This window comes from Sphingobacterium kitahiroshimense (genome assembly GCF_025961315.1).
GTDB classification, from domain to species: domain Bacteria; phylum Bacteroidota; class Bacteroidia; order Sphingobacteriales; family Sphingobacteriaceae; genus Sphingobacterium; species Sphingobacterium anhuiense.
This window is the reverse complement of sequence record NZ_JAOQNK010000001.1, coordinates 2,718,815-2,742,248: the sequence shown is the minus strand read 5'-3', so window position 1 is coordinate 2,742,248 and position 23,434 is coordinate 2,718,815. Positions and strand designations below refer to the sequence as shown.

Genomic DNA, 23,434 nt, shown 5'->3' with positions numbered 1-23,434 from the left:
TTGCTATTTCGCTTTTTTCTTTTTTCCAAATGGAAACATCCGCGATAGAAATTCTGAAAAGGAATTGAACTCCTGACGGTATACTAAACCCACGGCACTCACATATTCCTCACCATTAGGATTGATAAGGAAATTCCGTGTATTTAGACGGTTAGACCCTCTTAGAAGTAAACGACCATCTTTACGAAGATAAAACAGGGCTTCTGCATCCGTAGTTACACGGTCCGAAAATACATTTAAATCCGTCAGCTGGTTGCTCCTGTTATCTGTGATTCCACCCGTCAAGATTAAACGATCATTAAAAAGTCTCAATGATGCTGAAGCATCATTTAAACTTTTAATATTGATGTCGAAAAAATTGATATTTAGAGATTCTGCAATGATATTATTTAATTGATTGAAAGCAATTTCAGTTCCGGCAGATAATAAGGTATTGTTGACTTCTTTACCGAAATCAGTCTGCGATCCTGGCGTAAAGCTTCTGCGAACGATTAAACTGAGGGCTTGCTGATTGATGTTGTTAACATCTGAAAGATAACCTTGAAGTTCATCTTTGACATATGGATCCTGAGGAAAGTTGAGATCAAAATTTATTTCGGGCTGACTCAATAAACCTTTTAGATTCATATCCGCTTGGGCAAGAATTCGTTGCGGATTGTCTGTTTGTCCTGCCGCATTATAAAGAGGGGACAGGGAAGTTCTTTGTTGGTAGATCGCAGTCAAATTAATGTTGGCTTCGGCGGGTTTACCAGCCCAGCGAATAGTTCCTCCTTCTTTAAGATCGAAGATCTTATTCAGATAATCCTGTGCTTTAAAATTGAATTTACCAGAACTGATGATATAATCGCCGAACATTCCAAAGTCACCTAGAGAGCTGATATTCATTGTGATATTTCCTGTTCCACGTCCAGAAACACCACCTAAAGTAGTATATAAATTCATTTCTGCATTTGGACTTAAAGAAAGATCCATATTCATCGTGATACCGTTAAAACTTTTTCTTTTTATCTGTTCGGAGGTAGTTGCGCTATCTGGAGAAACGAAATAGATAAAATCGTTATCACTGATTGTCATCGAACTATTGAAGGGAATGTTAATAACTGTATTATCTTCCGACTTAGCTTTGATATCGATATTGATAGCTGAGGTTAGACCTTTGAAGTTGAAATCACCACTGGCATATGCTGTTCCATAATAAAGATTGTTGTCCTTAAGCGTAGTGTTGAGCGTTAAAAAATTATTCGCTCTTACCTTAACATCAATAGTCGGATCGGAAAGCTTATTTAGATCGACCATACCATTGACAAGGGCTTCACTGTTTTTAGGATCAAGAATTTTAAAATTGTTGAGGAAAATACCATTTGATACTATAATGGCTTTATCAGTAAGATGGTAGGGAGTCCTTAAATAATTGATGATAAATGATGCATCGGTGAAATTAGCATTTCCACTTATTTTTGGCTTGTCGATATTTCCTTTGATATCAAGCTCACCATGGACTCTTCCTTGGAGATTTGAAACTAATGATTTCAAAAAAGGTTGGAAAAGGATAAGATCAGTATTCTTTAGGGAAGCCTTGAGATTTATTTTATCCTCCTCCTCTTTGATATTATAGGTGCCGGCAAGTGTAATGCTTTTGTTCCCATCATCGATTTTACTGTCTAAATGGACAATATTGGCATTTTGGTCGTAATTTGCCTTTAAGCTAAGCTGACCGATTGGAAGTTGATTATAAAGGATCGGATTTGTCTGTAGGTTAGCAATAAAATATGGGGACTTAAAAAGGGAATTGATTTCAAGATTACCATTCATTGCGCCTGACATAGTAATGCCAAGTGGTTTTGTAATACCATTTAAAGAACTTAGATTAAAATCTTTGAATAAGATATTCAATTGGTCGCTTTCAGCATTAGACAATATCCCATTGAGCAGTACTTTTTGTTCATCATGCTGTAACGTCAAATCTTGCAAGAACCATTTCCCTTTGGAAACTTTAAGTTCTGAACCCTGGGTAAGTGACCATTGGTTTTTATTAATAATAATAGTTGATGGATCAAAACTGATAAATGCAGGCTTCTGGTGAGCAAAACGAATAACACCATTAAGATCAAGGTTATTACTAGCATCTAGTTCGGATAGTTTTATATTGAAACGTAAACTATCATTGGAAAGAATGTTAGCAATATTTACATTTTTAATATAGGTGCTATCAGTGAGATTTATACGGTCTGCTGAAGCTGATACAGACATGGATTCTGTATTAGAGATCTGATCTACAATAAGGTTAGAAATCTTTATGCCACTATATTTGAAAATGGGACTATATAAATTGAATTGTGCAGCGTTTTCCTCGCTTGAAAATTTAGCGTGCATAGTTGCTCCGCTATCGAGGCTGATTTCCTTTTTAAAGAAGGTAGCGATGGGTTCAAATGATTTGATTTGAAGGTCCAGTTCAAAGTTTTGATTATTGTACAGCTCTGTTTCAAAACCAATCGCAGGTGCATAGCGCATGGCAAGCATTTTAAAATAAGGAACAATTGTTTTTAGATCAATCTGTCCAATAAGCGAGGCGATAACAACATCAGAAGATACCGTCAGTAATCGGTTGATTTCATCTCCGGAGGCTTGGAATACAACTTCTTTGATATCAAATGTACCTTTTTTTGTGCTGAAATTGATGTTGTTTGCTTTCAGATCGCCGACAAGGTTATTGATGTTTGATCCTTTTAAATTAGTTTCTATCGTTGTGTTGTGAACAATTATACTATCTTGTTGTGAAAGATGAAGTGCATATAAATTGGTTTCATGAATACCTGCTACTAGATTGTACAGAACGGAGGTATCTGACCAGTCCACATCTGTTTGAAAGTCTATACTTGCATTTGGGTCTTTAATGGAACCAGATCCTTTAAATTTTTCTTCAGCTATAATTCCCGATATTGGAATCTGTTGATAGGTATAATTTCTGAAATTAAAATTTTCTAAATTACCATCTAAATCTATTGAAAGTGTTTTTGATGAACTTCCTTTACCTTTTAAATTGAGGCTAAACCCAGTTGTTTTTAAAAAACTATTGTTCAAAAATCTTCCTATGTCAAAAGATTTTGATTCATAAAGACCCGAAAATTGTGTTTCATTTTGAAAGTTTAAAGATGACTTGGTACTAAGCGCTCCTAACTCTGTTTTTAATTCTCCATCAATATGAAAATTATTATAAAGCCCATGTAAATCTCCCTGGTACGAAACTGTATTTAATATTTTTACAATTTCTGGCAGTTTAAAATTCTTGTTATTGCTCAGTTTTGGAAGAATAACCTGCAGGTCAGCGTAGGTTGATTGTAATGATAGGTCTGTTAATTTAAAATCTGTTTGATCAATATCTGGTAAGCCAATTATTTTAACGTTGCCTTTTAATTTAGTTGCTTTTTCCGCTTCAATCTGTATATTTTTTGCATCAATATGATTTACGCTACCTTGCGCTGTGGCCTGCTTTATTTTTAAATCAAATTTGACCCGGTGCATTGATGAAGAAAAGAAGGCAATATCTTCTGAATTTAAAATAGAATTTTTGATTCTTAGGCTTACATTCACCCGATTGTTAAAATCAGAAAAGTCATCAAAACTATTAAACTCTAATTTGACAAAGTCTTTTATCGTTGATTTATTCGTGATCAATAAAAGCTTATCCAATTGAATTCTCTTGTTGCTCACAAATGCTTTTGCAACTAATCCTTTAACCTCCAATCCCTTTTTTTCTCGAAGATTTAATTTCTTAATGTCAACTTGTATGGATTTGTCCGTAAGTTTTATATTTCGAAAGTCGGCATTTAATTGTTTAATGTCTAGGTCGCCAAAATCCACAACTTTCGCATAATGTTTCTTGGTATGATCAAGATAGCGAAACTGATTATTTATTAATTTCAGTTGTTTTAAATCGAAATTTAAATTTTTACTGACTTTCTTTTCCTTTTTCTTTGGTGGAGTAAAGTACTGCAATAAAAACTGAATGTTTGAGCTGTCTTTATAAGCCTGATAATAAGCTGTGGTATTTTCTAGTGTAAGTTTATTGATAACAATTTTTTTGTCATCCCAGTATTGATTTAGATCTACCGATGCATTTAGCTTTTCAGCTATCAAAATCGTATCACCATTTGGACTGTATAATTCAAACCCTTCTAGAACCAAAGAACGAAAGGGTTTAAAATATATTTTTTTTAGAGCGATTTTTGTATTTAATTCTTTGGAGAGGTAAGAAACTGCTCGCTTGGCAATAAAATTCTGAACGGGCTCTAATTGTAACGATAGTAGCAATACTCCTAGCAAAACGAGTATGCTAGCCAGTGTAATCAGTGCTATTTTAATTATTTTTTTGATACTTTTGTACAATTATTAATTACCCCAAAGCTATGGCTGTTATTTTAGGTATTGAATCATCTTGCGATGAAACATCTGCTTCAATTTGTATCGACGGTGAAATATTTTCTAATGTTATTGCTACTCAGGCGATTCATGCTAAGTATGGGGGTGTTGTACCCGAACTAGCATCGCGTGCGCATCAACAAAATATTATTCCTACAGTAGAAGAAGCCATTCGCATTGCAAAAATACATAAAAATCAAATAGATGCAGTAGCTTTTACACGTGGTCCGGGATTATTAGGCGCATTGTTGGTTGGAACTTCATTTGCAAAGTCTTTTGCTCTTGCTCGTAATATCCCCTTGATAGATGTCAATCACATGCAGGCTCATATATTAGCGCATTTTATTGAAGATCCTAAACCTACTTTCCCGTTTTTATGTCTTACTGTATCTGGGGGACATACACAAATTGTGTTGGTGAAAGATTATTTCGAAATGGAAATTTTAGGGCAGACATTAGATGATGCCGCCGGCGAGGCGTTTGACAAAACAGCAAAAATTCTGAATTTACCATACCCGGGCGGGCCGTTAATCGATAAACATGCACAAAATGGTAACCCAGATGCCTATAAACTTCCTGAACCGCAAATACAAGGTTTAGATTTTAGTTTTTCGGGTTTGAAGACGGCCATTCTTTATATGGTGCAAAAGGAGGAAAAAGCGGATCCCGATTTTTTGAAAAATCATATGGATGATGTTTGCGCTTCAGTTCAATCGCGTATCGTATCGATATTGCTCAATAAACTTAAAAAGGCAGCCAAAGAAACTGGAGTAAAAGATATTGCAATTGCTGGTGGAGTTTCGGCAAATTCAGGTTTAAGAAGAGAATTGCTAGCAATGGGAGAACGGTATAAATGGAATGTATTTATTCCGAAGTTTGAGTACTGTACTGATAATGCGGCTATGATTGCAATAGCGGGATATCAAAAATATTTAATTAAAGATTTTGTCGGACAGGATGTCGGTCCACTGGCACGTATGCCTATGTAGTACATGGATCCCGATCATAAAAAAAAGACTAGTTGTTTAACTAGTCTTTTTTTGTTTCTACAATGGGGCACTATAACCGTATGCTTCAGCAATGTTTTTAAAAACTCCATCTACTGATTTGTAAAAATTGAGATTATAACCCTCTGCTCCCCAAAATGCGGTTGCTATTTTGATGGATTTATCGGATTGAAAAATAGATAATACTTGTAGATTTTCAAAATCAAATACGCCGCCGTCATCTACTCGCCAAGTACTCATTTCATCATATTTTGCAGGAAAATCTAACGTGATCAGCTGATCATCATGCAGATAAGATAGTACAGCAAGTGCTGAATCATTTTTAACCTCAAATAATGTTATATTAATCTGAGCTTTATTATTAAGTTCTGCTACTATTGAACTTTGGGAGATCTTTCGATTATACTGCTTCGCTATTTTTAACTTTATCTGTTCATCTGTCGCTTTGTCCATCTTCTTGAATGGTAGAATTTGATTTTGATCAATGAATTTTTGATTCACTATTAAAGCAAAATCACCCTCTTTTATTTGCTCCTTTATACTGAAAAAAGTACCACCATTATTCGAGAAATTGTTGCTTGTTTGTCGACCATTAGAGGATTCACTTTCAGATTTAGTACCTGAAAAATCAATAGAAGTGATTTTGTTTTCAATAATAGCATGTGTTGCCACCTCAGGTTTAATTTTTTCGTCTTCAACAGCCAAACTAACTAAAGAATCTTTTTTTTCATTTAAAAAAGCAAAACCTACAAAGGCTTCAGCCTTGTCTGTTTTGAGATTGCTTTCTTTTTTTTCTTGCTTGATTTGTTTTGGTTTTTCGTTCATGCAACTTATTAATAATGAAGAAGCTATGATGGTCGATAAGAATGTTGTAAAGTTTTTAACCATTTTCTATTTTATGGATTGATTTGTTCTCTATGGTTTAAAAATACGGGAAATTTTATAAATGAAAAATTTTCTTTTATGGAATTTTAATTACGGTGCATCATATGTTAAAATGTAAACTTAATTTTTAAAGCTATGCTAAACTCCAAATTGAATATTTACAAATCGGAATGGTTAGAGGTTGTTTTTGCAGGACGTAACCAATCTTATGGCGCTTTTGAATTGCGTAATTTATCGAATAGGGCAACGAACTGGTCGGTCGTAATTGTTTTAAGTGCAGTTGCTTTAATCGTGCTAAGTAGTAGCATATACAAAACATATTTCAAATCAGAAGCGCCAATTATAAAAGAACGAATAACAGTTGTCGATTTAGCTCCCCAGGTTGAACAGAAGGAAAAAGAGGAGGAAGACAAAATTGTAGAACCTATTCCTATTGAAAAAGAAGCACCACAACAGGTTGCTATAGATTTACCAAAGGAGGAGGTAATTCGTTTCGTTGAACCTAAAGTTGCTCCTCAAAGTATGGTAAAAGAAGATGTGGTGACGCAAGATGAACTAAACAAAACCAATAAATTGGCGGGACGCTTGAGTTTGAAGGCAAATCCTAATGGAACATCTATTGCAAGAGGTGAGTTTGGTACAGTAAAACGGGATGGTGGAATAACCGGCACGAACAAAGATGGTGCATTACATGGAGATCCAGATGCTATTGTTGGGTTTGAGCATATAGAAATTCAGCCCAGACCGCAGGGTGGGATGGAAGCTTTTATGAAATGGGTGGGCGAAAATTATCAGTATCCTGAAGCCGCTTTACAACAAGGTGTCAGTGGAATTGTTGAGGTTTCATTTGTAATAGAGAAAGACGGTACATTAACAGATATCCATGTAAAGCGTGATGTTTCCCATGGAACAGGGAAAGCTGCTGTTGAATTGCTTGTCAAAGCAAAAAAATGGAAACCAGGAGTTCAAAACGGTCGTCCGGTTCGGGTAGCCTATACATTGCCTATTCGGTTAAATACAGTCTCTCAATAAATAAATTACTATTAGGGTTTAACTTTATTTAACAGTGGACGATTTAAACTTTAGGTAGTTTTCAACATCTTATTAACAAATGTCTGTAAACTCATCAATTAAAAACGGAGTAGACAAAGTTGTTAATAGTATTAAATAGAAAATATCATGAAAAAGTTAATGTTAAGTTTGTTGCTATCTGGAGCAATGTTTGCGGGTTTTGCACAAGAAAAAGCTAATATTAAAGAAAACGTAAACCATGATGGTCACCGTTCTGGAAAACGAGAATTTAAGTTAGATAAAAAATCAGCAGAAGAAATAGCACAATTGCGTACGGATCGTATGGATCAAAAATTAAAATTTACGGATAAGCAGCGTAAGGAAATCTATTCATTGCAATTGGATCAAGCGAAAAAGGATAAAAAGAACTTTGCCGATCGTAAAGCTGCCATGGAACAGATGAAGAAGGATCGTATGGCTCAACGTGAAAAGTTGATGAAAAATCTAAATCCTGATCAACAAAAACTGTATAAAGAGTCATTCGCTGAAAATCATAAACAGCACCGCATGCGTAAATCTGAAGATCGTCCAATGCGTCGTGATCGTTTGGACAGAAATAATAAAGGTGAAAAAAATAGTATAGAGGTAAAAAAAGATATAACCGAAAAAAATAGTTAGTCTGTTTTAATGGTTTGGTTTTAATTGGTTTTTGGTCAAAAAGGTCCGTTCGTAAGAGCGGACCTTTTTTTATTTAACAAATCTTCTTGTTATGGAATTGGTGTAAAATAGCTTAGTCACTAGGTAACTTAAGACAAAACTAATAACGGCGATGAGAATTATTTTTAGACCAGCAGGTAGATATGGAATTTTAAAAAACAAGTCTGAAATACCCTGTACAATTATAAAGTGAGAAAGGAATATCCCAAATGTTGCAAGAGACCAATCTTTTAATGCTTTTGATTCACGCACCTTCAATCTTTGAAAAATTATAAATACTGAAAAAGTCATCATCGCGACGTTTATGGAGCAGAAATACCACACGATCTCTAAATTAGCATAGTTGGCAGGAAAATATTTTTGTGTAATTAGGAAACCTGAAAAAGTTATAACAAATCCGATCAAAAAGAGCGGAACAGCGATTGATAATGTTTTGTTCCAAGACCAATTTAAAGGGAATTTTACTAAATAATAGGCGAGAATGATGTAGCCGATAAAACCAGAAAAATAATAAAAAGTTCCAAACTCATTCCAGGTACAGACTCCCCAAATACCCGTATTGCCGTAGTTGTCGTTGTAACCTAATAGTGGAGCAGCCATTTTAATGTAGGGCAAAACTAAGGTTACAATCCAAAAGCCTAAAAAGATCTGTATGTCTTTTTTCGAAGCGCGATCTAACCATGAACCAAATATGGGTATGATTAAATAAATGCCAATGAGCATGTAAATGTACCAAAGGGGTGTTGTATCGTAATTGAAATTAAAAATTGAGGTAATTATTTTCGTCATAGTTCCTTCTACAGTGTATTTTTCAATTGAAATCAACCCATTTGGGCTTTTTTGAATAAAATAGGCGTATAATGCAAATGCTACTGGAAGTGCAATGGACCAAAATAATAATGGAATAATGATGCGCCCGATACGTTTTTTATAAAATGTAGCGAGGTCGGTCTTAATCGGAAATAATAAAATACCGGACATCATGGCAAATAAAGGAACGCATGGTCGCACAAGACTTCCTATGAATACTGCTGTATGAAAAGAAAAGCTATTATCAAAAGAAGCGACAAATGCATCGCAGCTATGGCAGAGTACGACTAAAAAGCAAGCGAAGATTCTTAAAAAATCAATCCAGGGAATGTAAGTTCTTTTTGTTTGTAAATCCATAAATAAATTAGGTTTTTATTGATGGAGCTAAGCTAGGAAAAAAAATAGCAATTGATTTCAAATCAATTGCTACAATCTTGTTAATCTTTATTTTTTTGTTGCTCTTTCCACTGTTTGGAAAATGATTTGTCTGCGATTTTTGGTAATTGTCGATTATTTCCCCATGTTTTTTTGAAAAATTTACTAATAAAGAAGTTCTTGATCTTTCCGCCGAATAAATCGATCAGCTTTCTCCTTTGTATTAAGTAAGTAAATCCTTTCCATGCTTTTTTCTCGATTGCTGGTGATAGATCCTCTGCTACGGAATCTCTACGGTTTAGCAACAGCATACGTTGAATATCGATACCAACCGGACATACTTCTGTACATTTACCGCAAAGAGATGAAGCATAGCTTAAGTGTTTAAACTCTTTCATGCCACTGAGGTGTGGGGATATCAATGAACCGATTGGACCTTGATAAGTCGTTTCATAAGTGTGTCCACCAATATTTTGATAGATAGGGCATACATTCAGACATGCTCCGCATCGGATACAATAAAGGCCCTGACGCTGCTCTTTTTGCGCTAATAGATTGGTTCGTCCATTATCCAGTAAGACGACATACATCTCTTCTGGACCATCAGATTCATAAGCTTGTCTTGGGCCGCTCAGTAGTGTATTATAAACTGTTAAATTTTGACCTGTTCCATGAGTGGCAAGCAAAGGCCAGAATAAATCAAGGTCATTGATCGATGGTAATATTTTTTCAATACCTACAATAGCAATGTGAATTTTTGGGAAAGCTGTTGTTAGACGGGCATTTCCTTCATTTTCTGTAATGGCAATACTACCGGTGTCTGCTATTAAAAAGTTTGCTCCGGAAATACCGATATCAGCAGTTTTATATTTTTCACGTAAAAGTTCACGTGCTTTCATTGTCAATTCTTCAGCTGTTGCTTCGAGCGGAGTGCCAAATCTTTCGTTGAATAATTGCGCTATATCTGCAAGACTTAAATGCATCGCCGGTGTAACGATGTGGTAAGGTTTTTGATCCAATAATTGAATTATAAATTCACCGAGATCACTTTCTAATGCCTCTATTCCTTTATTTTCTAGAAAATGATTGAGTTCAATTTCTTCAGAAGCCATGGATTTGGATTTGATAACAGTTTTTGCATTATTTCGTTCCATGATCTTCCAGATTTCCTGACGCGCTTCTTCTGCGTTATTGGCCCAGATTACTTTACCTCCTCGTGCTATAAATTTGCTTTCAAATTCGAGTAGATATTTATCTAAATTTTCAATAGCTCTCCATTTTGTTAGATTGGCTTCTAAACGGGAGTTCTCCAGATTTACAAATTTACTCTTCCCTTTTTCGAAAGCAATAGTATACTTGTCGATATTATAGTTAATAATATCGCGATGTTTACTGTCGAAAGATTTTGTCGCACTTTCTTTTAAAAATTTATCTGCAGAGCTTACTGACATCTAATTCTTTTAATTTTACAAAAAAAGTTGGTAATAAATTACCAACTTTTAAAGATAACGCTTATAAATTATTTATCGCATGATGCGATCAAATTATTTAAGTTTTAAATTCAAATTTAAGCTCAATTCGTTCAATTGATCCTGATGGATAGTTGAAGGAGCATCGATCATCACATCTCTTCCTGAATTGTTTTTAGGGAAAGCAATGACGTCACGAATAGAGTCTATTCCAGCTAATAATGCAACTAAACGATCAAATCCAAATGCTAATCCACCATGCGGAGGAGCACCGTAAGTAAATGCTTCCATTAAGAAACCAAATTGTTTTTGTGCCTCTTCGGGTGTGAACCCTAAATGTTTGAACATCAAAGATTGCAATTCACGATCGTGGATACGAATCGAACCACCACCTACTTCAGTACCGTTGAGTACAAAATCGTACGCATTTGCTCTAACTTCACCAGGATTAGTATCCAATAATGCAATATCCTCCGGTTTTGGAGAAGTAAAAGGATGGTGCATCGCATGGTAACGTTCAGATTCTTCATCCCACTCTAATAGTGGAAAATCAAGTACCCAAAGTGGTGCAAATTTGTTTTTATCACGAAGACCCAATTGATTGGCCACTTCAAGACGAAGTTCATTTAATTGTTTACGTACTTTATCCTTTGGACCGGCCATGATTAGGAATAAGTCACCAGGTTTAGCATTAAATAATTTTGCAAATTCTAATAATTGCTCAGGTGTATAAAACTTGTCAACGGAAGATTTTACCGTACCGTCTTCATTGTAGCGCGCATATACAAGACCTGTTGCACCAACTTGAGGACGTTTTACAAAATCGGTCAATGCATCGAGCTGTTTACGAGTATAGTATGCACAATTTTCTGCGTTAATACCAACTACTAATTCAGCTGCATCAAACACAGGGAAGCCTTTATCTTTTGCAACTTCATTTAATTCTACGAATTGCATACCGAATCGGATATCTGGTTTATCAGAACCGTATAAACGCATCGCATCGGCGTACGTCATACGAGGTACTTCTCCCAAATCAATATTCTTGATTTTTTTGAAAATATGATTTGCTAAACCTTCAAATATATTTAAAACATCTTCTTGCTCTACGAATGACATTTCGCAGTCAATCTGTGTAAATTCGGGTTGACGGTCTGCACGTAGATCCTCGTCGCGGAAACATTTTACAATTTGAAAATACCGGTCGAAACCAGATACCATCAATAATTGCTTGAATGTTTGTGGCGATTGTGGTAAGGCATAGAATTCTCCTGCATTCATACGAGAGGGAACAACAAAATCACGAGCACCTTCCGGTGTTGATTTGATCAATACAGGGGTTTCAACTTCTAAAAAGTTTTGCTCGTCAAGAAAACGACGAACTTCCTGAGCTGTTTTGTGACGTAAAATTAAGTTTTCACGAACTGGGTTACGACGTAAGTCTAAGTATCTGAATTTCATTCTGATGTCTTCCCCGCCGTCGGTTTCATCTTCGATGGTAAATGGTGGCGTTTTCGCCGAATTTAATATTTCTAAAGAAGAAACTTTGATTTCAATTTCTCCAGTTGGAATTTTTAGATTTTTACTCGAACGTTCGATAACTGTTCCAGTTACTTTAATCACATATTCACGGCCTAGTTCACGTGCGCTAGCGCGTAAAGAATCGTCGTCATCCGAATTAAAAGTTAATTGTGTAATGCCATAGCGATCTCTTACATCTATGAAAGTCATTCCGCCTAAATCGCGAGATTTTTGAACCCAACCGCTAAGTGTTACTGTTTTACCTAAGTCAGCTATTGTTAATTCTCCGCACGTGTTTGTTCTATGCATACGCTAAATTTTAATTTTACTACAAAATTATCTGTTTTTAGGGAGAATAACGAATGGCAATTTTGTTTTTTGAAAGAAACTCCATTACACTTTTGGAAGCTGCTATTATTTCCATGGTAAATTAAATTTTTCATTCTTAGAATTGGTGAATTTTGAAACTAGTTGGTGTATTTTAAGGATGAATTTTAATGTTTTTATTTAACTGTTTTTTTATCCCACATTCTCCCATTTTTGAGTCATTTTGTGTAAAAAATATGTTTTTTGACGTAGTTTCAGTCCAGTTTGACGAAAATAAAAGTGATTTTTGAGGTCTTTTTTTTCGTGTTATACCGTTTTTTGAAACGGTATAAAAACTGTATTTATGCGCTGATATTTAGCTTTTTGCCTGCTTTTTCCTCAAGTAATTTTCAATTAAATGTAGCGGTCGGGCTATGTGGAAAACTTTTTTGTGGGTAAAAGTGGGTAAAAGTGGGTGAAAGTGTATACTTTTACATTGAATTTGAAACCAATGTGTACAAAATGAGTTTTTTAATTGGCGAATATGAATGCAAGTTGGACACCAAAGGAAGAATGGTGTTGCCCGCTGCGCTCAAAAGGCAATTGCCTGATGTTGAGCGTGAGGGACTTGTGATCAATCGTGGATTTGAAAAACATTTGGTGATCTATACGCGCGAGGAGTGGAATGCGATTACAGCTCGGTTAGCTCAGTTGAATCAGTACGTTGAAAAAAATAGGATGTTTATCCGAAATTTTACACGTGGTGCAACAGAGCTAAGTTTGGATGCTGCTGGTCGTGTTTTGTTGCCAAAGGGTTTGCTAGATTATTCAGGTATCACAGGTGAAGTTGTTTTGGCTTGCCAGGTTAATAAAATTGAAGTTTGGTCCAAAGACGGATATGAAGAGTTTATGAATGGAGATCTTGGAGAGGATTTTTCAGCTTTGGCCGAGCAGGTTATGGGAGGTTTTGATTTAGGAGGATTAGCGAATGGATAATGTTTATCACGTACCAGTAATGTTAAAAGAGTGCATGGATGCTTTGGCGATTAAGCCAAATGGTATTTATGTGGATGTTACTTTTGGTGGCGGAGGGCACTCAAAAGAAATTTTGAAACACTTGGGACCTGAGGGCAGGTTATTTGCTTTTGATCAGGATCCAGATGCATTAAATAATGTAATTGATGATGCTAGATTTACCTTGATCCATCAAAATTTTCGTTTCTTAAAAAACAATCTTCGTTTGAACGGGGTGAAGCAGGTGGATGGTATTTTAGCTGATTTGGGAGTTTCGTCTCATCAGTTTGATGCCGCTGACCGTGGCTTCTCTATTCGTTTTGATGCGGATCTGGATATGCGTATGGATCAGATTTCTGATGTTGACGCTCGTGCAGTATTAGCGACTTACGCTGAGGAGGATCTTCATCGTATTTTCGGAATGTACGGGGAGATCGTTAATGCAAAAACATTGGCAAAGACAATTGTGACAGCTCGTTTGACTGCTCCTATTAATACGGTTGCGGAATTAAAGGAAGCGATCAAGAAGTTAGTGCCTAGAGGGAAAGAGCATAAATATCATGCGCAGGTTTTTCAGGCTTTGCGTATTGAAGTTAATAAAGAGTTAGAAGCTCTGCAGGAGTTTTTATTACAGACGGTCGATGTTTTAAAATCAGAAGGACGTCTTGTGGTCATGTCTTATCATTCTTTAGAAGATCGCTTGGTTAAGAATTTTATGGCTAAGGGCAAGTTTAGAGGTGATGTAGAGAAGGACTTTTTTGGGAATGAAATAAAACCATTTCATGTTATCAGTCGTAAAGCAATTACTGCTAATGATACAGAACTGGTTGAAAATAATAGATCGCGTAGTGCGAAACTGCGTATTGCTGAAAAGTTGGAGATAGCTTAATGCTTTAATAAAGTGTCGAGATGGGCAAGAATACAATAAAACAGCAGGGATTAAGCGAGGAGCTTCAAGAGGAACTACAGGAAGCAGTTGAGGAAAAAGCCGAGGAGACCCAGAAGTTTCTGCGGACGCTACTTACTGCTGGTAATTTGTCTATATATTCCATCGTCAATTATCTGCCATTTATTGGTTTTGTAACACTGCTCATGTTGCTTTATATTACAAATAGGCATTTTGCGGAGCGTACGATTCGTAATATTGATAAGCTGGGAAAGGAAGTTAAAGAGTTAAGCTGGGATCATAAATCACTTTCAGCAGAACTCATGAAAATGTCCACTCAAACTGAAATTGCGAAACGTGTAGATTCTTTAGGTTTGAAAGAGCGGGTAGAGCCACCGATCAAGATTGAAATTGTAAAAGAAAAAAAGAAGTAGGAGACGTTTATGAATATCAGAACTACCATTCTATTTCGTGTTTATATCGCATTCGGTTTAATCGTCCTTGTGGCGATTGCTGTGTTTACGAAGCTTTTTCATTTACAGTATATTGACGGTGATAAATGGCGGGAGTTGTCAGATAGTTTATCCATTCAGGAGCGTGAAGTAGAGGCGGCTCGTGGAAATATCTACTCTAATGATGGAAGCTTACTGGCGACATCTGTACCTGAATACGAATTGCGCTTTGATGCTATGGCTATTCCGGAAGAGGAAAACGATTATTTCAATCTGAAAGTTGATTCTTTGGCGATTAAACTGTCGGGATTTTTTAAAGATAAATCTTCTAGACAGTATTTGACATTATTAAAACAGGCAAGAAATAAAAAGCAACGTTATGTCTTGATTAAGCGAGCTGTTTCGCATCAAGACCTGAAAGTTATTAGGAATTTTCCGTTGCTTAAAGCTGTTCGTGTTGGTAAAGAACGTTATCCTGGTGGTTTGATTACAGAGCGTCAGAATAAGCGTATTCTTCCGTTTGTTAATTTGGCTGCGCGGACAATAGGCTATAAAAATGTCAAAGAAAATATTCATGTTGGACTTGAAGGTGCCTATGGTGAATATATTGACGGAAAAAGTGGAAAACGCCTGATGCAAAGAATTGCAGGGGGTGTATGGATTCCTGTTAACCGTGATATTGAAGTGGCTCCTGTAGATGGGGCTGATATTATCTCAACCATTGATATCAATATGCAGGATATGGCACAAAGGGCCTTGGAGAAGCAGATGATAGCAAGTAATGCTGATGAAGGTTGTGTTGTGATGATGGAGGTTAAAACGGGAGAAGTTCGTGCTGTTGCAAATTTTACGAAAGACAAAGATGGTGTCTACCGTGAAAAAATGAATATTGCGATTGCACAGAGTGCTGAACCAGGATCTACATTTAAACTAGCATCTTATCTGGCTGCTATTGATGATGGGTTAATCGATTCGAGTACTCATGTGAATGTTGGAAACGGAAACTGGCCGATCTACCGTCACACGATTAAAGATTCACATGCGCCTAAAAAATCAATAATGAGTGCGCAGGAAGCTTTTGAACAATCGTCAAACGTAGGTATTACGAAATTGATTTATGAGCATTATAAAGATAATCCAGGGAAATTTTCAGCTAAGCTGCATTCTTTTGGATTAGATCAGAAATTAAAATTACAAATAACGGGAGAAGGAGCTCCCTTGATAAAAACTCCAAAAAGTAAGAGTTGGAGTGGTCTGTCACTTGTACAAATGGCTTATGGCTACGAGCTAAAAGTGACACCATTACAGATGTTGACATTGTATAATGCCGTAGCGAATAATGGAAGAATGATTTCTCCGCTTTTTGTAAAAGAAATCAGACACCTAGGTAATACGGTTGAAAAATTTGAAGCAAGGGTTATTAATGAGAAGATTGCTTCTGATAAAGCCTTGGGACAAATCAGGGGAATGCTGGAAGGTACGATGAAAGATGGAACAGGGAAAACCTTGAGAAATCCATTGTATAGTTCCGGTGGTAAAACAGGAACGGCTCAAATGGCAGACGGTGCGATGGGATATCGTAATCGTAAATATCAATCTTCTTTTGCAGGATATTTTCCTGCTGAAGATCCAAAATATTCGATCATCGTGGTGATTCGAAATCCGAGAAACGGATATTATGGTGCGTCAACAGCGGGACCGGTTTTTAAAGAGCTAGCTGATATGGTGTATGCAAATGATTTGGATATGCACAGTGCTTTTAATAGAAAAAAACTAAATACGTCGGCCTTGAATACGAAGGCTTTAACATTAAAGGGATCGCGCGAAGCGACTCAGAAGGTGTACGAGCAGTTAGGTTTAAAAATTGTGAATTGGAATTCAATTGCACAGAATGATTCAACAAGTTCAACGCTTGGAGTTCCATTTGTGGAGTATCAAATAAAAGAGGGTGTAGTGCCAAATGTTATGGGAATGGGGTTGATTGATGCTTTGTTTGCTCTGGAGAATTCTGGATTTAAAACAAGCGTGATTGGAAAAGGAAAAGTGATTAAGCAATCTTTGATTGCAAGTCAAAAATTACCAATTGGTACAGGTGTAACAATAGAACTGAAGTAGAATGAAGAATTTAAAATCAATATTACATGCTATTCCTGTACAGGAGGTAGTCGGTCAACTAGATGTTGAGGTAGTATCGCTTTGCTTTGATTCGCGTCAGGTCGTGTTCGGAAGTTTGTTTATTGCCGTTAGAGGTGTACATACTGATGGGCATTTATTTATTGAAAAAGCAATTGCATTTGGAGCAAGAGCAGTAATTGTAGAAGAGTTGCCGACAGAGACGTTGGATTCTGTTGTTTATATTGTTGTAGCCGATTCAGCATTAGCTTTGGGTATTGTTGCATCTAACTTTTATGATAATCCGTCAAAGAAATTGAAATTGGTTGGCGTGACGGGAACGAATGGTAAAACAACTGTTGCAACGTTGTTGTTTCAGCTGTTTTCAGAATTGGGTTATCATGTTGGGCTTTTGTCAACTGTACAGAATCAGATCGGTGATCGTATTATACCTGCAACACATACAACTCCTGATCCTATTCAATTAAATCACTTATTGAGTGAAATGGTTGAAGAGGGATGTGATTACTGTTTTATGGAGGTAAGTTCGCATGCAGTAGTGCAACAACGGATTGCAGGTTTGAAATTTACAGGCGCTATTTTTACGAACATTACGCATGATCATCTGGATTTTCATAAAACTTTCAGTAGTTACATTAAGGCAAAGAAAAAGTTTTTTGATGATTTAGATACAGCAGCTTTTGCACTGACGAATGAAGATGATCGTAATGGACAGGTGATGTTGCAAAACACATTTGCTTATAAAAAGACATATGGCTTGCATTCTGGTGCTGATTTTAGTGCTAGAATTGTGGAAAGCCATTTCGATGGGATGTTGATGAACATCGATGGTTATGATGTTTGGGTGAAATTGGTTGGAGGCTTTAATGCTTATAATTTACTGGCAGTTTATGGAGCTGCTATTTTGCTGGAGCAAGAAACTGTTCGTGTATTGACTGCAATGAGTGTCTTGACTGGTGCAGAAGGACGTTTTGAAACCATGAAAGCACCGAATGGCGTCTTTGGAATTGTTGATTATGCACATACACCTGATGCTGTTGAGAATGTATTGCAGACCATTGAAAAATTACGTAATGAGAGTCAGCAGATTATTACGGTACTGGGATGTGGTGGTGATCGTGATAAAACAAAAAGACCTGAGATGTCACAGTCGGCATTACGTTATAGTGATCGTCTGATTATTACATCAGATAACCCGAGAACGGAAGATCCGCTTGTTATTATCAAAGAGATGGAAGCGGGTGTTGCTCCTGAGCAAAAGAGTAAAGTTTTGTCTATTGCCGATCGTAAAGAGGCCATCCGAGTAGCATATCAATTGGCTAAACCAGGTGATATTATTGTGGTAGCTGGAAAAGGACATGAAAAGTATCAAGAGGTGAATGGTGTACGCCATCATTTTGATGATAAAGAAATTTTAGAATTAACATTTAACGAAGAATAAGAATATGTTGTACCATTTATTCACATGGTTAAACGAATACGTGCACATTCCAGGAGCTGGACTGTTTCAGTATATTTCTTTCAGAACATCGATGGCGGTGATTGCATCATTGATCATCACGACTGTCTTTGGAGGAAAACTGATTCAGGTACTTCAGAATAAGCAAGTGGGAGAGACCATCCGTGATTTAGGATTAGAGGGGGAGAAAAAGAAACAAGGTACACCAACTATGGGTGGTTTGATTATTATTGCAGGTATTCTAATTCCGACTTTATTGTTTGCGAAGCTGACGAATATTTATGTCATCATTATGATCGTTGCTACACTTTGGATGGGAGCTGTCGGATTTTTGGATGATTATATTAAAGTATTTCGTCATAATAAGGAAGGTCTGGCTGGCCGTTTTAAGGTAATCGGTCAAACTGGTCTAGGTATTTTCATTGCATGTACAATGTATTTTCATCCAGAAATTGTCGTACGTCAAAATGTTGCGTCACCTACTTCGACTAAACCTGTTGAGGTTGTGATCAATCAGAGTACCGGTGAGAAGACTTATGCAGAGAATGTGAAATCATCGAAAACAAATATTCCTTTTTATAAGAATAACGAATTTGACTATGCTAAAGTGTTTAAGGTATTTGGACTTAATAGTAATGTTTTAACGTTTATTGTATTCTTGGTCGTTGTAGTATTTATTGTGACAGCGGTATCTAATGGTGCAAATATCACAGATGGTATTGATGGTTTAGCAACGGGTACTTCTGCAATTATTGGTGTTACACTAGCCATTTTAGCTTATGTGTCCGGTAACGTTATTTTTTCAGACTACCTGAATATCATGTATATTCCTAATTCGGGAGAGCTTGTGATTTTTGCAGGTGCTTTTGTTGGGGCATGCGTTGGCTTTTTATGGTACAATACTTATCCTGCTCAGGTATTTATGGGAGATACGGGTAGTTTGGCTATTGGTGGTATTATTGCCGCTTTTGCGATTTTGATCCGTAAAGAACTGCTGATCCCGATATTGTGCGGTGTTTTCTTATTGGAACTGGTTTCTGTTATTTTGCAGGTTTCTTATTTTAAATACACAAAGAAAAAATATGGTGAGGGAAGACGTATTTTCTTAATGTCTCCTTTGCATCATCATTTTCAAAAGAAAGGTTATCATGAAGCTAAGATTGTAACCCGGTTTGTGATTGTTGGAATTATTTTGGCCATTTTGACCATCGTAACATTAAAAATTAGATAACAGTATGGCGAACATTTCATCAACATATTATCCACAGTCGGGAAAACTAATCGTTCTTGGAGCAGGTGAGAGTGGTGTAGGTACTGCTATACTGGCAAAACAGAAAGGTTTTGATGTTTTTGTTTCTGATATGGGAATGATTGCATCGCACTATAAAGTGCAGCTGGATGGAGAACAGATTGCTTATGAGGAGGGCACTCATACCGAGGAACGTATTTTATTGGCGGATCTTGTTGTGAAAAGTCCCGGTATTCCGGAACATGCTCCTTTAGTCATTGCGTTGAAAGCTAAACATATTCCTGTTATTGCAGAAATAGAATTTGCTGCACAATATACCGACGCTAAATTGATCTGTATTACGGGATCAAATGGGAAATCGACCACTACCATGTTGACCTATGAGATGCTGAAGCATGCAGGTAAACATGTAGGATTAGCTGGAAATATCGGTAAAAGCTTTGCGCTGCAAGTAGCACGTGAGCAATTTGATGTTTATGTATTGGAAATTTCGAGCTTTATGCTGGATGATATGTACCAATTTAGAGCAGACATCGCTGTTATTTTGAATATTACCGCTGATCATCTGGATCGTTATGGTTATAAGGTGGAGAATTACGTGGATTCTAAGTTTCGAATGATTCAAAATCAGACGAAAGACGATTACTTCATTTATTGTCTGGATGATCCACAAACTGCAGCAGGTTTAAAAAGACATCATACTGCAGCAATGCATTTGCCTTTTACACAGGAACAAAAAGTAGAATTTGGAGCATATTTGACTTCAATTAAAGATATTATAATTAACATACCTAATAGCGATACATTTACTATGAGAACGGAAGAGTTGTCTTTGACAGGGAAACACAATGTGTACAACAATATGGCTTCTGGCCTTATTGCTAAGGTTCAAGAGTTGAGAAATCAAGCTATGAAGGAAAGTATGAGCTCATATGTTAATATTGCACATCGTTTGGAGCAAGTAGCTTGTATAGGTGGCGTTAATTATATTAATGATTCAAAAGCAACCAATGTTAACTCGGTTTGGTATGCTTTGGAAAGTGTATCCACACCTATCGTTTTGATGTTAGGTGGCGTGGATAAGGGCAATGATTATGAAATGTTGCGCGATTTAGTTAAAAATAAAGTACGTGCTATTGTTTGTGTCGGCAAAGATAATACGGCTATTCACGCCGCATTTGAAGATGATACGGAATTGATCGTAAACAGTTCTTCTATGAAAGATGCGGTGCAATTAGCATCTCATTTGGCTCAAAAAGGAGATACGGTATTGTTGTCACCAGCGTGTGCAAGTTTTGACTGGTTTAAAAATTACGAAGATCGCGGTGATAAATTTAAAGCCGCGGTGATGGAGTTGTAGTGGATATAGGTTTTATAAATCTAAAGTAATTAAATATGGTAGAGCATCTACTTTCTAAATTAAAGGGCGACCGTTGGATATGGATTATTGTAATCCTGCTTTCGGGCTGGTCTTTGTTAGCGGTCTACAGTTCTGTAGGAACGTTGGCATATAAAGAAGGTAAGGGAACAGAATTATATCTGTTCAAGCACTTCTCTTTAATTGCTGTTGGTTTTGTGTTGATGTATTTATCGCATAAACTGGATTACCGTTATTATGCAGGTATTTCCAAATTGTTGATGGCGATAACGGTTCCATTGCTTTTATATACATTGATTTTTGGAAGTAAGGTGAATGATGCAAGTCGTTGGGTTACGATCCCTGTGATTAATCAGACTTTTCAAACTTCCGATTTGGCAAAGTTGGCATTGATTACGTTCTTAGCTCGTATGTTGTCTAGGAAGCAAGAGGAGATAAAAGATGTCAAGAAATCATTTATTCCGATCATGGGTGCTGTTTGTGGTGTCTTTGTTTTAATTGCTTGGGCGAATATGTCTACAGCAATTATGTTGTTTGGGGTATGTGTATTACTGCTCTTAATTGGGCGTATTAGTTTTAAGCAGATCGCTATTGTATCTGCCGGTGTGGTATTGCTCGGAATAATTGTTGTTTCGATCGGTCCAAGACGAGCAACTTATTACAGTCGTGTCAAGTCTTTTATCGGGGTTGAAAAAGATAAACAGGAAGGTATGCCTGTTTCATTTCAGGATGATAAAAACTATCAGGCTAATAATGCTAAGATTGCAATAGCGACGGGAGGTGTTTTTGGTAAAGGACCAGGTAATAGTATTCAGAGAAATGTATTGCCACACCCTTATTCGGATTTTATATTTGCCATCATCATTGAAGAATATGGAACAATAGGCGGTGTCGTCTTAATTTTTCTATATCTCGCTTTGATGTATAGATGTATTCGTATTGTGACATTAAGCCCTAAAGCATTTGGTGCTTTTTTGGCCGCAGGGCTAGGCTTTAGTTTGACTATTCAAGCATTTGCGAATATGGCAGTAGCAGTAGGTTTGGGTCCGGTGACCGGTGTTCCGCTTCCCTTAGTGAGTATGGGAGGAACATCAATTCTATTTACCAGTATTGCATTAGGAATTATCTTAAGTGTAAGTAGAAATATTGAAGAGTTAAAAGGTAAACAGGAATTGGATGAACGACCAAAGGAAAAAAGAGTGGTCGTTGGTACGATTCCGGTATAAAAGATATAAAGAATGGCTATACGTGTGATCATAAGTGGTGGTGGTACTGGCGGACATATTTTTCCGGCAGTAGCAATTGCTAATGCACTAAAAGCATTGGATCCGCAAAATGAAATTCTTTTTGTTGGAGCTAACGGCCGTATGGAAATGGAGAAAGTTCCAGCAGCAGGTTATAAAATCGTGGGATTAGATATTCAAGGGATCAATAGACAACAGTTTTGGAAAAATATATTTTTACCGTTCAAGCTGTTTAAAAGCATGAACAAAGCACGTAAAATTGTCCGTGAGTTTAAACCTGATGTAGCTGTTGGTGTTGGTGGTTTTGCTTCTGGCCCCTTATTGATGGTAGCAAATCGATTGCATATACCAACACTCGTACAAGAACAAAATTCTTATGCGGGAGTTACCAATAAGCGCTTAGGAAATAAGGCAGCTAAGATTTGTGTTGCTTATGAAGGTATGGAACAATTTTTTCCAGCAGAGAGATTATTGTTAACGGGTAATCCGATTCGCCGTGCTTCTATTGAGATTGAAGGTAAGCGTGAAGAAGCGTTGGCATTTTTTGGATTAGATGCTGATAAAAAGACAATTTTAGTCACGGGTGGCAGTCTAGGAGCACGTACTTTGAATGAAAGTGTAATGGCTTCTCTCGGGAAGTTTGATGATGCAAATATACAAGTGATATGGCAGTGTGGAAGTTACTATTTCGATCAATTAAGTCAAGAATTGAAAGATAAACTTTCTGGTCGTGTTCATATGCTTGCTTTCTTGCAACGTATGGATTACGCTTATGCAGCGGCTGATATGATTATTGGCCGTGCAGGTGCTGGAACGATCTCAGAACTATGTGTTGTTGGTAAGCCGGTAATATTGGTTCCTTCGCCCAATGTAGCGGAAGATCATCAAACAAAAAATGCGATGGCTTTGGTGAATAAACATGCGGCGGTATTAGTTAAGGATAACGAGGCAAAAGCAACATTATTTGACACAGCTATTGCTTTGCTCGGTAATGAATCTGAATCGAAAGCTTTGGCTCAAAATATAAAGAAATTAGCGCTTCTTGATGCGGACGTAGTCATTGCAAAAGAAGTTTTAAAATTAGCAAATAAAGGGTAAA

General features: G+C 36.7%; 17 protein-coding genes. 12 read left to right on the top strand and 5 right to left on the bottom strand.

The window, feature by feature from the left end:
• Window positions 1-3 precede the first annotated feature (3 nt).
• Window positions 4-4,323 (bottom strand): translocation/assembly module TamB domain-containing protein, encoded by a 4,320-nt coding sequence (locus M2265_RS12250; RefSeq protein ID WP_165905966.1) that lies wholly within the window; start codon window positions 4,321-4,323, stop codon window positions 4-6.
• Between the two features lie 83 nt (window positions 4,324-4,406).
• Here M2265_RS12250 and tsaD point away from each other — a divergent pair, with 83 nt between their 5' ends.
• Window positions 4,407-5,408: a tRNA (adenosine(37)-N6)-threonylcarbamoyltransferase complex transferase subunit TsaD gene (gene tsaD, locus M2265_RS12245; protein WP_132772128.1), complete on the top strand. Its 1,002-nt coding sequence runs from the start codon at window positions 4,407-4,409 to the stop codon at window positions 5,406-5,408.
• A gap of 57 nt (window positions 5,409-5,465) precedes the next feature.
• On the opposite strand, the gene M2265_RS12240 is transcribed toward tsaD, so the two are convergent.
• A complete protein-coding gene (locus M2265_RS12240; protein ID WP_132772129.1) occupies window positions 5,466-6,251 on the bottom strand; it encodes a hypothetical protein in 786 nt (261 codons plus the stop codon).
• Window positions 6,252-6,446: 195 nt separating this feature from the next.
• On the opposite strand from M2265_RS12240, the gene M2265_RS12235 reads away from it, so the two are divergent.
• Both M2265_RS12235 and M2265_RS12230 read left to right on the top strand, forming a co-directional pair.
• Window positions 6,447-7,343 (top strand): energy transducer TonB, encoded by an 897-nt coding sequence (locus M2265_RS12235; RefSeq protein ID WP_132772130.1) that lies wholly within the window; start codon window positions 6,447-6,449, stop codon window positions 7,341-7,343.
• Between the two features lie 147 nt (window positions 7,344-7,490).
• Complete coding sequence (locus M2265_RS12230) at window positions 7,491-8,000, top strand: hypothetical protein (RefSeq protein WP_132772131.1); 510 nt, start codon at window positions 7,491-7,493, stop codon at window positions 7,998-8,000.
• A gap of 69 nt (window positions 8,001-8,069) precedes the next feature.
• On the opposite strand, the gene M2265_RS12225 is transcribed toward M2265_RS12230, so the two are convergent.
• The 3 genes from M2265_RS12225 to aspS form a co-directional block, all read right to left on the bottom strand.
• Entirely contained in the window at window positions 8,070-9,206 is a 1,137-nt protein-coding gene (locus M2265_RS12225; protein ID WP_132772132.1) for an acyltransferase, read from the bottom strand.
• Between the two features lie 80 nt (window positions 9,207-9,286).
• Entirely contained in the window at window positions 9,287-10,675 is a 1,389-nt protein-coding gene (locus tag M2265_RS12220) for a LutB/LldF family L-lactate oxidation iron-sulfur protein (RefSeq protein ID WP_132772133.1), read from the bottom strand.
• Window positions 10,676-10,768: 93 nt separating this feature from the next.
• Entirely contained in the window at window positions 10,769-12,523 is a 1,755-nt protein-coding gene (gene aspS, locus M2265_RS12215) for an aspartate--tRNA ligase (RefSeq protein ID WP_132772134.1), read from the bottom strand.
• Between the two features lie 519 nt (window positions 12,524-13,042).
• Here aspS and mraZ point away from each other — a divergent pair.
• The 9 genes from mraZ to murG are packed head-to-tail and all read left to right on the top strand — an operon-like array spanning window position 13,043 to window position 23,433.
• The gene (gene mraZ / locus M2265_RS12210; protein WP_031288067.1) at window positions 13,043-13,516 is read left to right on the top strand and encodes a division/cell wall cluster transcriptional repressor MraZ; all 474 of its coding nucleotides are present in this window, start codon (window positions 13,043-13,045) and stop codon (window positions 13,514-13,516) included.
• Window positions 13,509-14,423: a 16S rRNA (cytosine(1402)-N(4))-methyltransferase RsmH gene (gene rsmH / locus M2265_RS12205; protein WP_132772135.1), complete on the top strand. Its 915-nt coding sequence runs from the start codon at window positions 13,509-13,511 to the stop codon at window positions 14,421-14,423. Before mraZ ends, rsmH begins: the two co-directional genes overlap by 8 nt.
• Before the next feature lie 20 nt (window positions 14,424-14,443).
• The gene (locus tag M2265_RS12200; RefSeq protein ID WP_021189603.1) at window positions 14,444-14,854 is read left to right on the top strand and encodes an FtsL-like putative cell division protein; all 411 of its coding nucleotides are present in this window, start codon (window positions 14,444-14,446) and stop codon (window positions 14,852-14,854) included.
• Window positions 14,855-14,863: 9 nt separating this feature from the next.
• A complete protein-coding gene (locus tag M2265_RS12195) occupies window positions 14,864-16,987 on the top strand; it encodes a penicillin-binding protein (RefSeq protein WP_021189602.1) in 2,124 nt (707 codons plus the stop codon).
• A gap of 1 nt (window position 16,988) precedes the next feature.
• Window positions 16,989-18,446 (top strand): UDP-N-acetylmuramoyl-L-alanyl-D-glutamate--2,6-diaminopimelate ligase, encoded by a 1,458-nt coding sequence (locus tag M2265_RS12190; protein ID WP_132772136.1) that lies wholly within the window; start codon window positions 16,989-16,991, stop codon window positions 18,444-18,446.
• 4 nt (window positions 18,447-18,450) lie between these two features.
• Window positions 18,451-19,695 carry a phospho-N-acetylmuramoyl-pentapeptide-transferase gene (gene mraY, locus M2265_RS12185; RefSeq protein ID WP_132772137.1) on the top strand — a complete coding sequence of 415 codons (1,245 nt, stop codon included), beginning with the start codon at window positions 18,451-18,453 and terminating at the stop codon, window positions 19,693-19,695.
• A gap of 4 nt (window positions 19,696-19,699) precedes the next feature.
• Window positions 19,700-21,073 carry a UDP-N-acetylmuramoyl-L-alanine--D-glutamate ligase gene (gene murD, locus M2265_RS12180; protein ID WP_132772138.1) on the top strand — a complete coding sequence of 458 codons (1,374 nt, stop codon included), beginning with the start codon at window positions 19,700-19,702 and terminating at the stop codon, window positions 21,071-21,073.
• Between the two features lie 35 nt (window positions 21,074-21,108).
• Window positions 21,109-22,317, top strand: coding sequence for an FtsW/RodA/SpoVE family cell cycle protein (locus tag M2265_RS12175; RefSeq protein ID WP_021190261.1), 1,209 nt, complete (start codon window positions 21,109-21,111; stop codon window positions 22,315-22,317).
• A 12-nt stretch (window positions 22,318-22,329) separates the two neighbouring features.
• The gene (gene murG / locus M2265_RS12170) at window positions 22,330-23,433 is read left to right on the top strand and encodes an undecaprenyldiphospho-muramoylpentapeptide beta-N-acetylglucosaminyltransferase (RefSeq protein ID WP_132772139.1); all 1,104 of its coding nucleotides are present in this window, start codon (window positions 22,330-22,332) and stop codon (window positions 23,431-23,433) included.
• Window position 23,434: the final 1 nt, after the last annotated feature.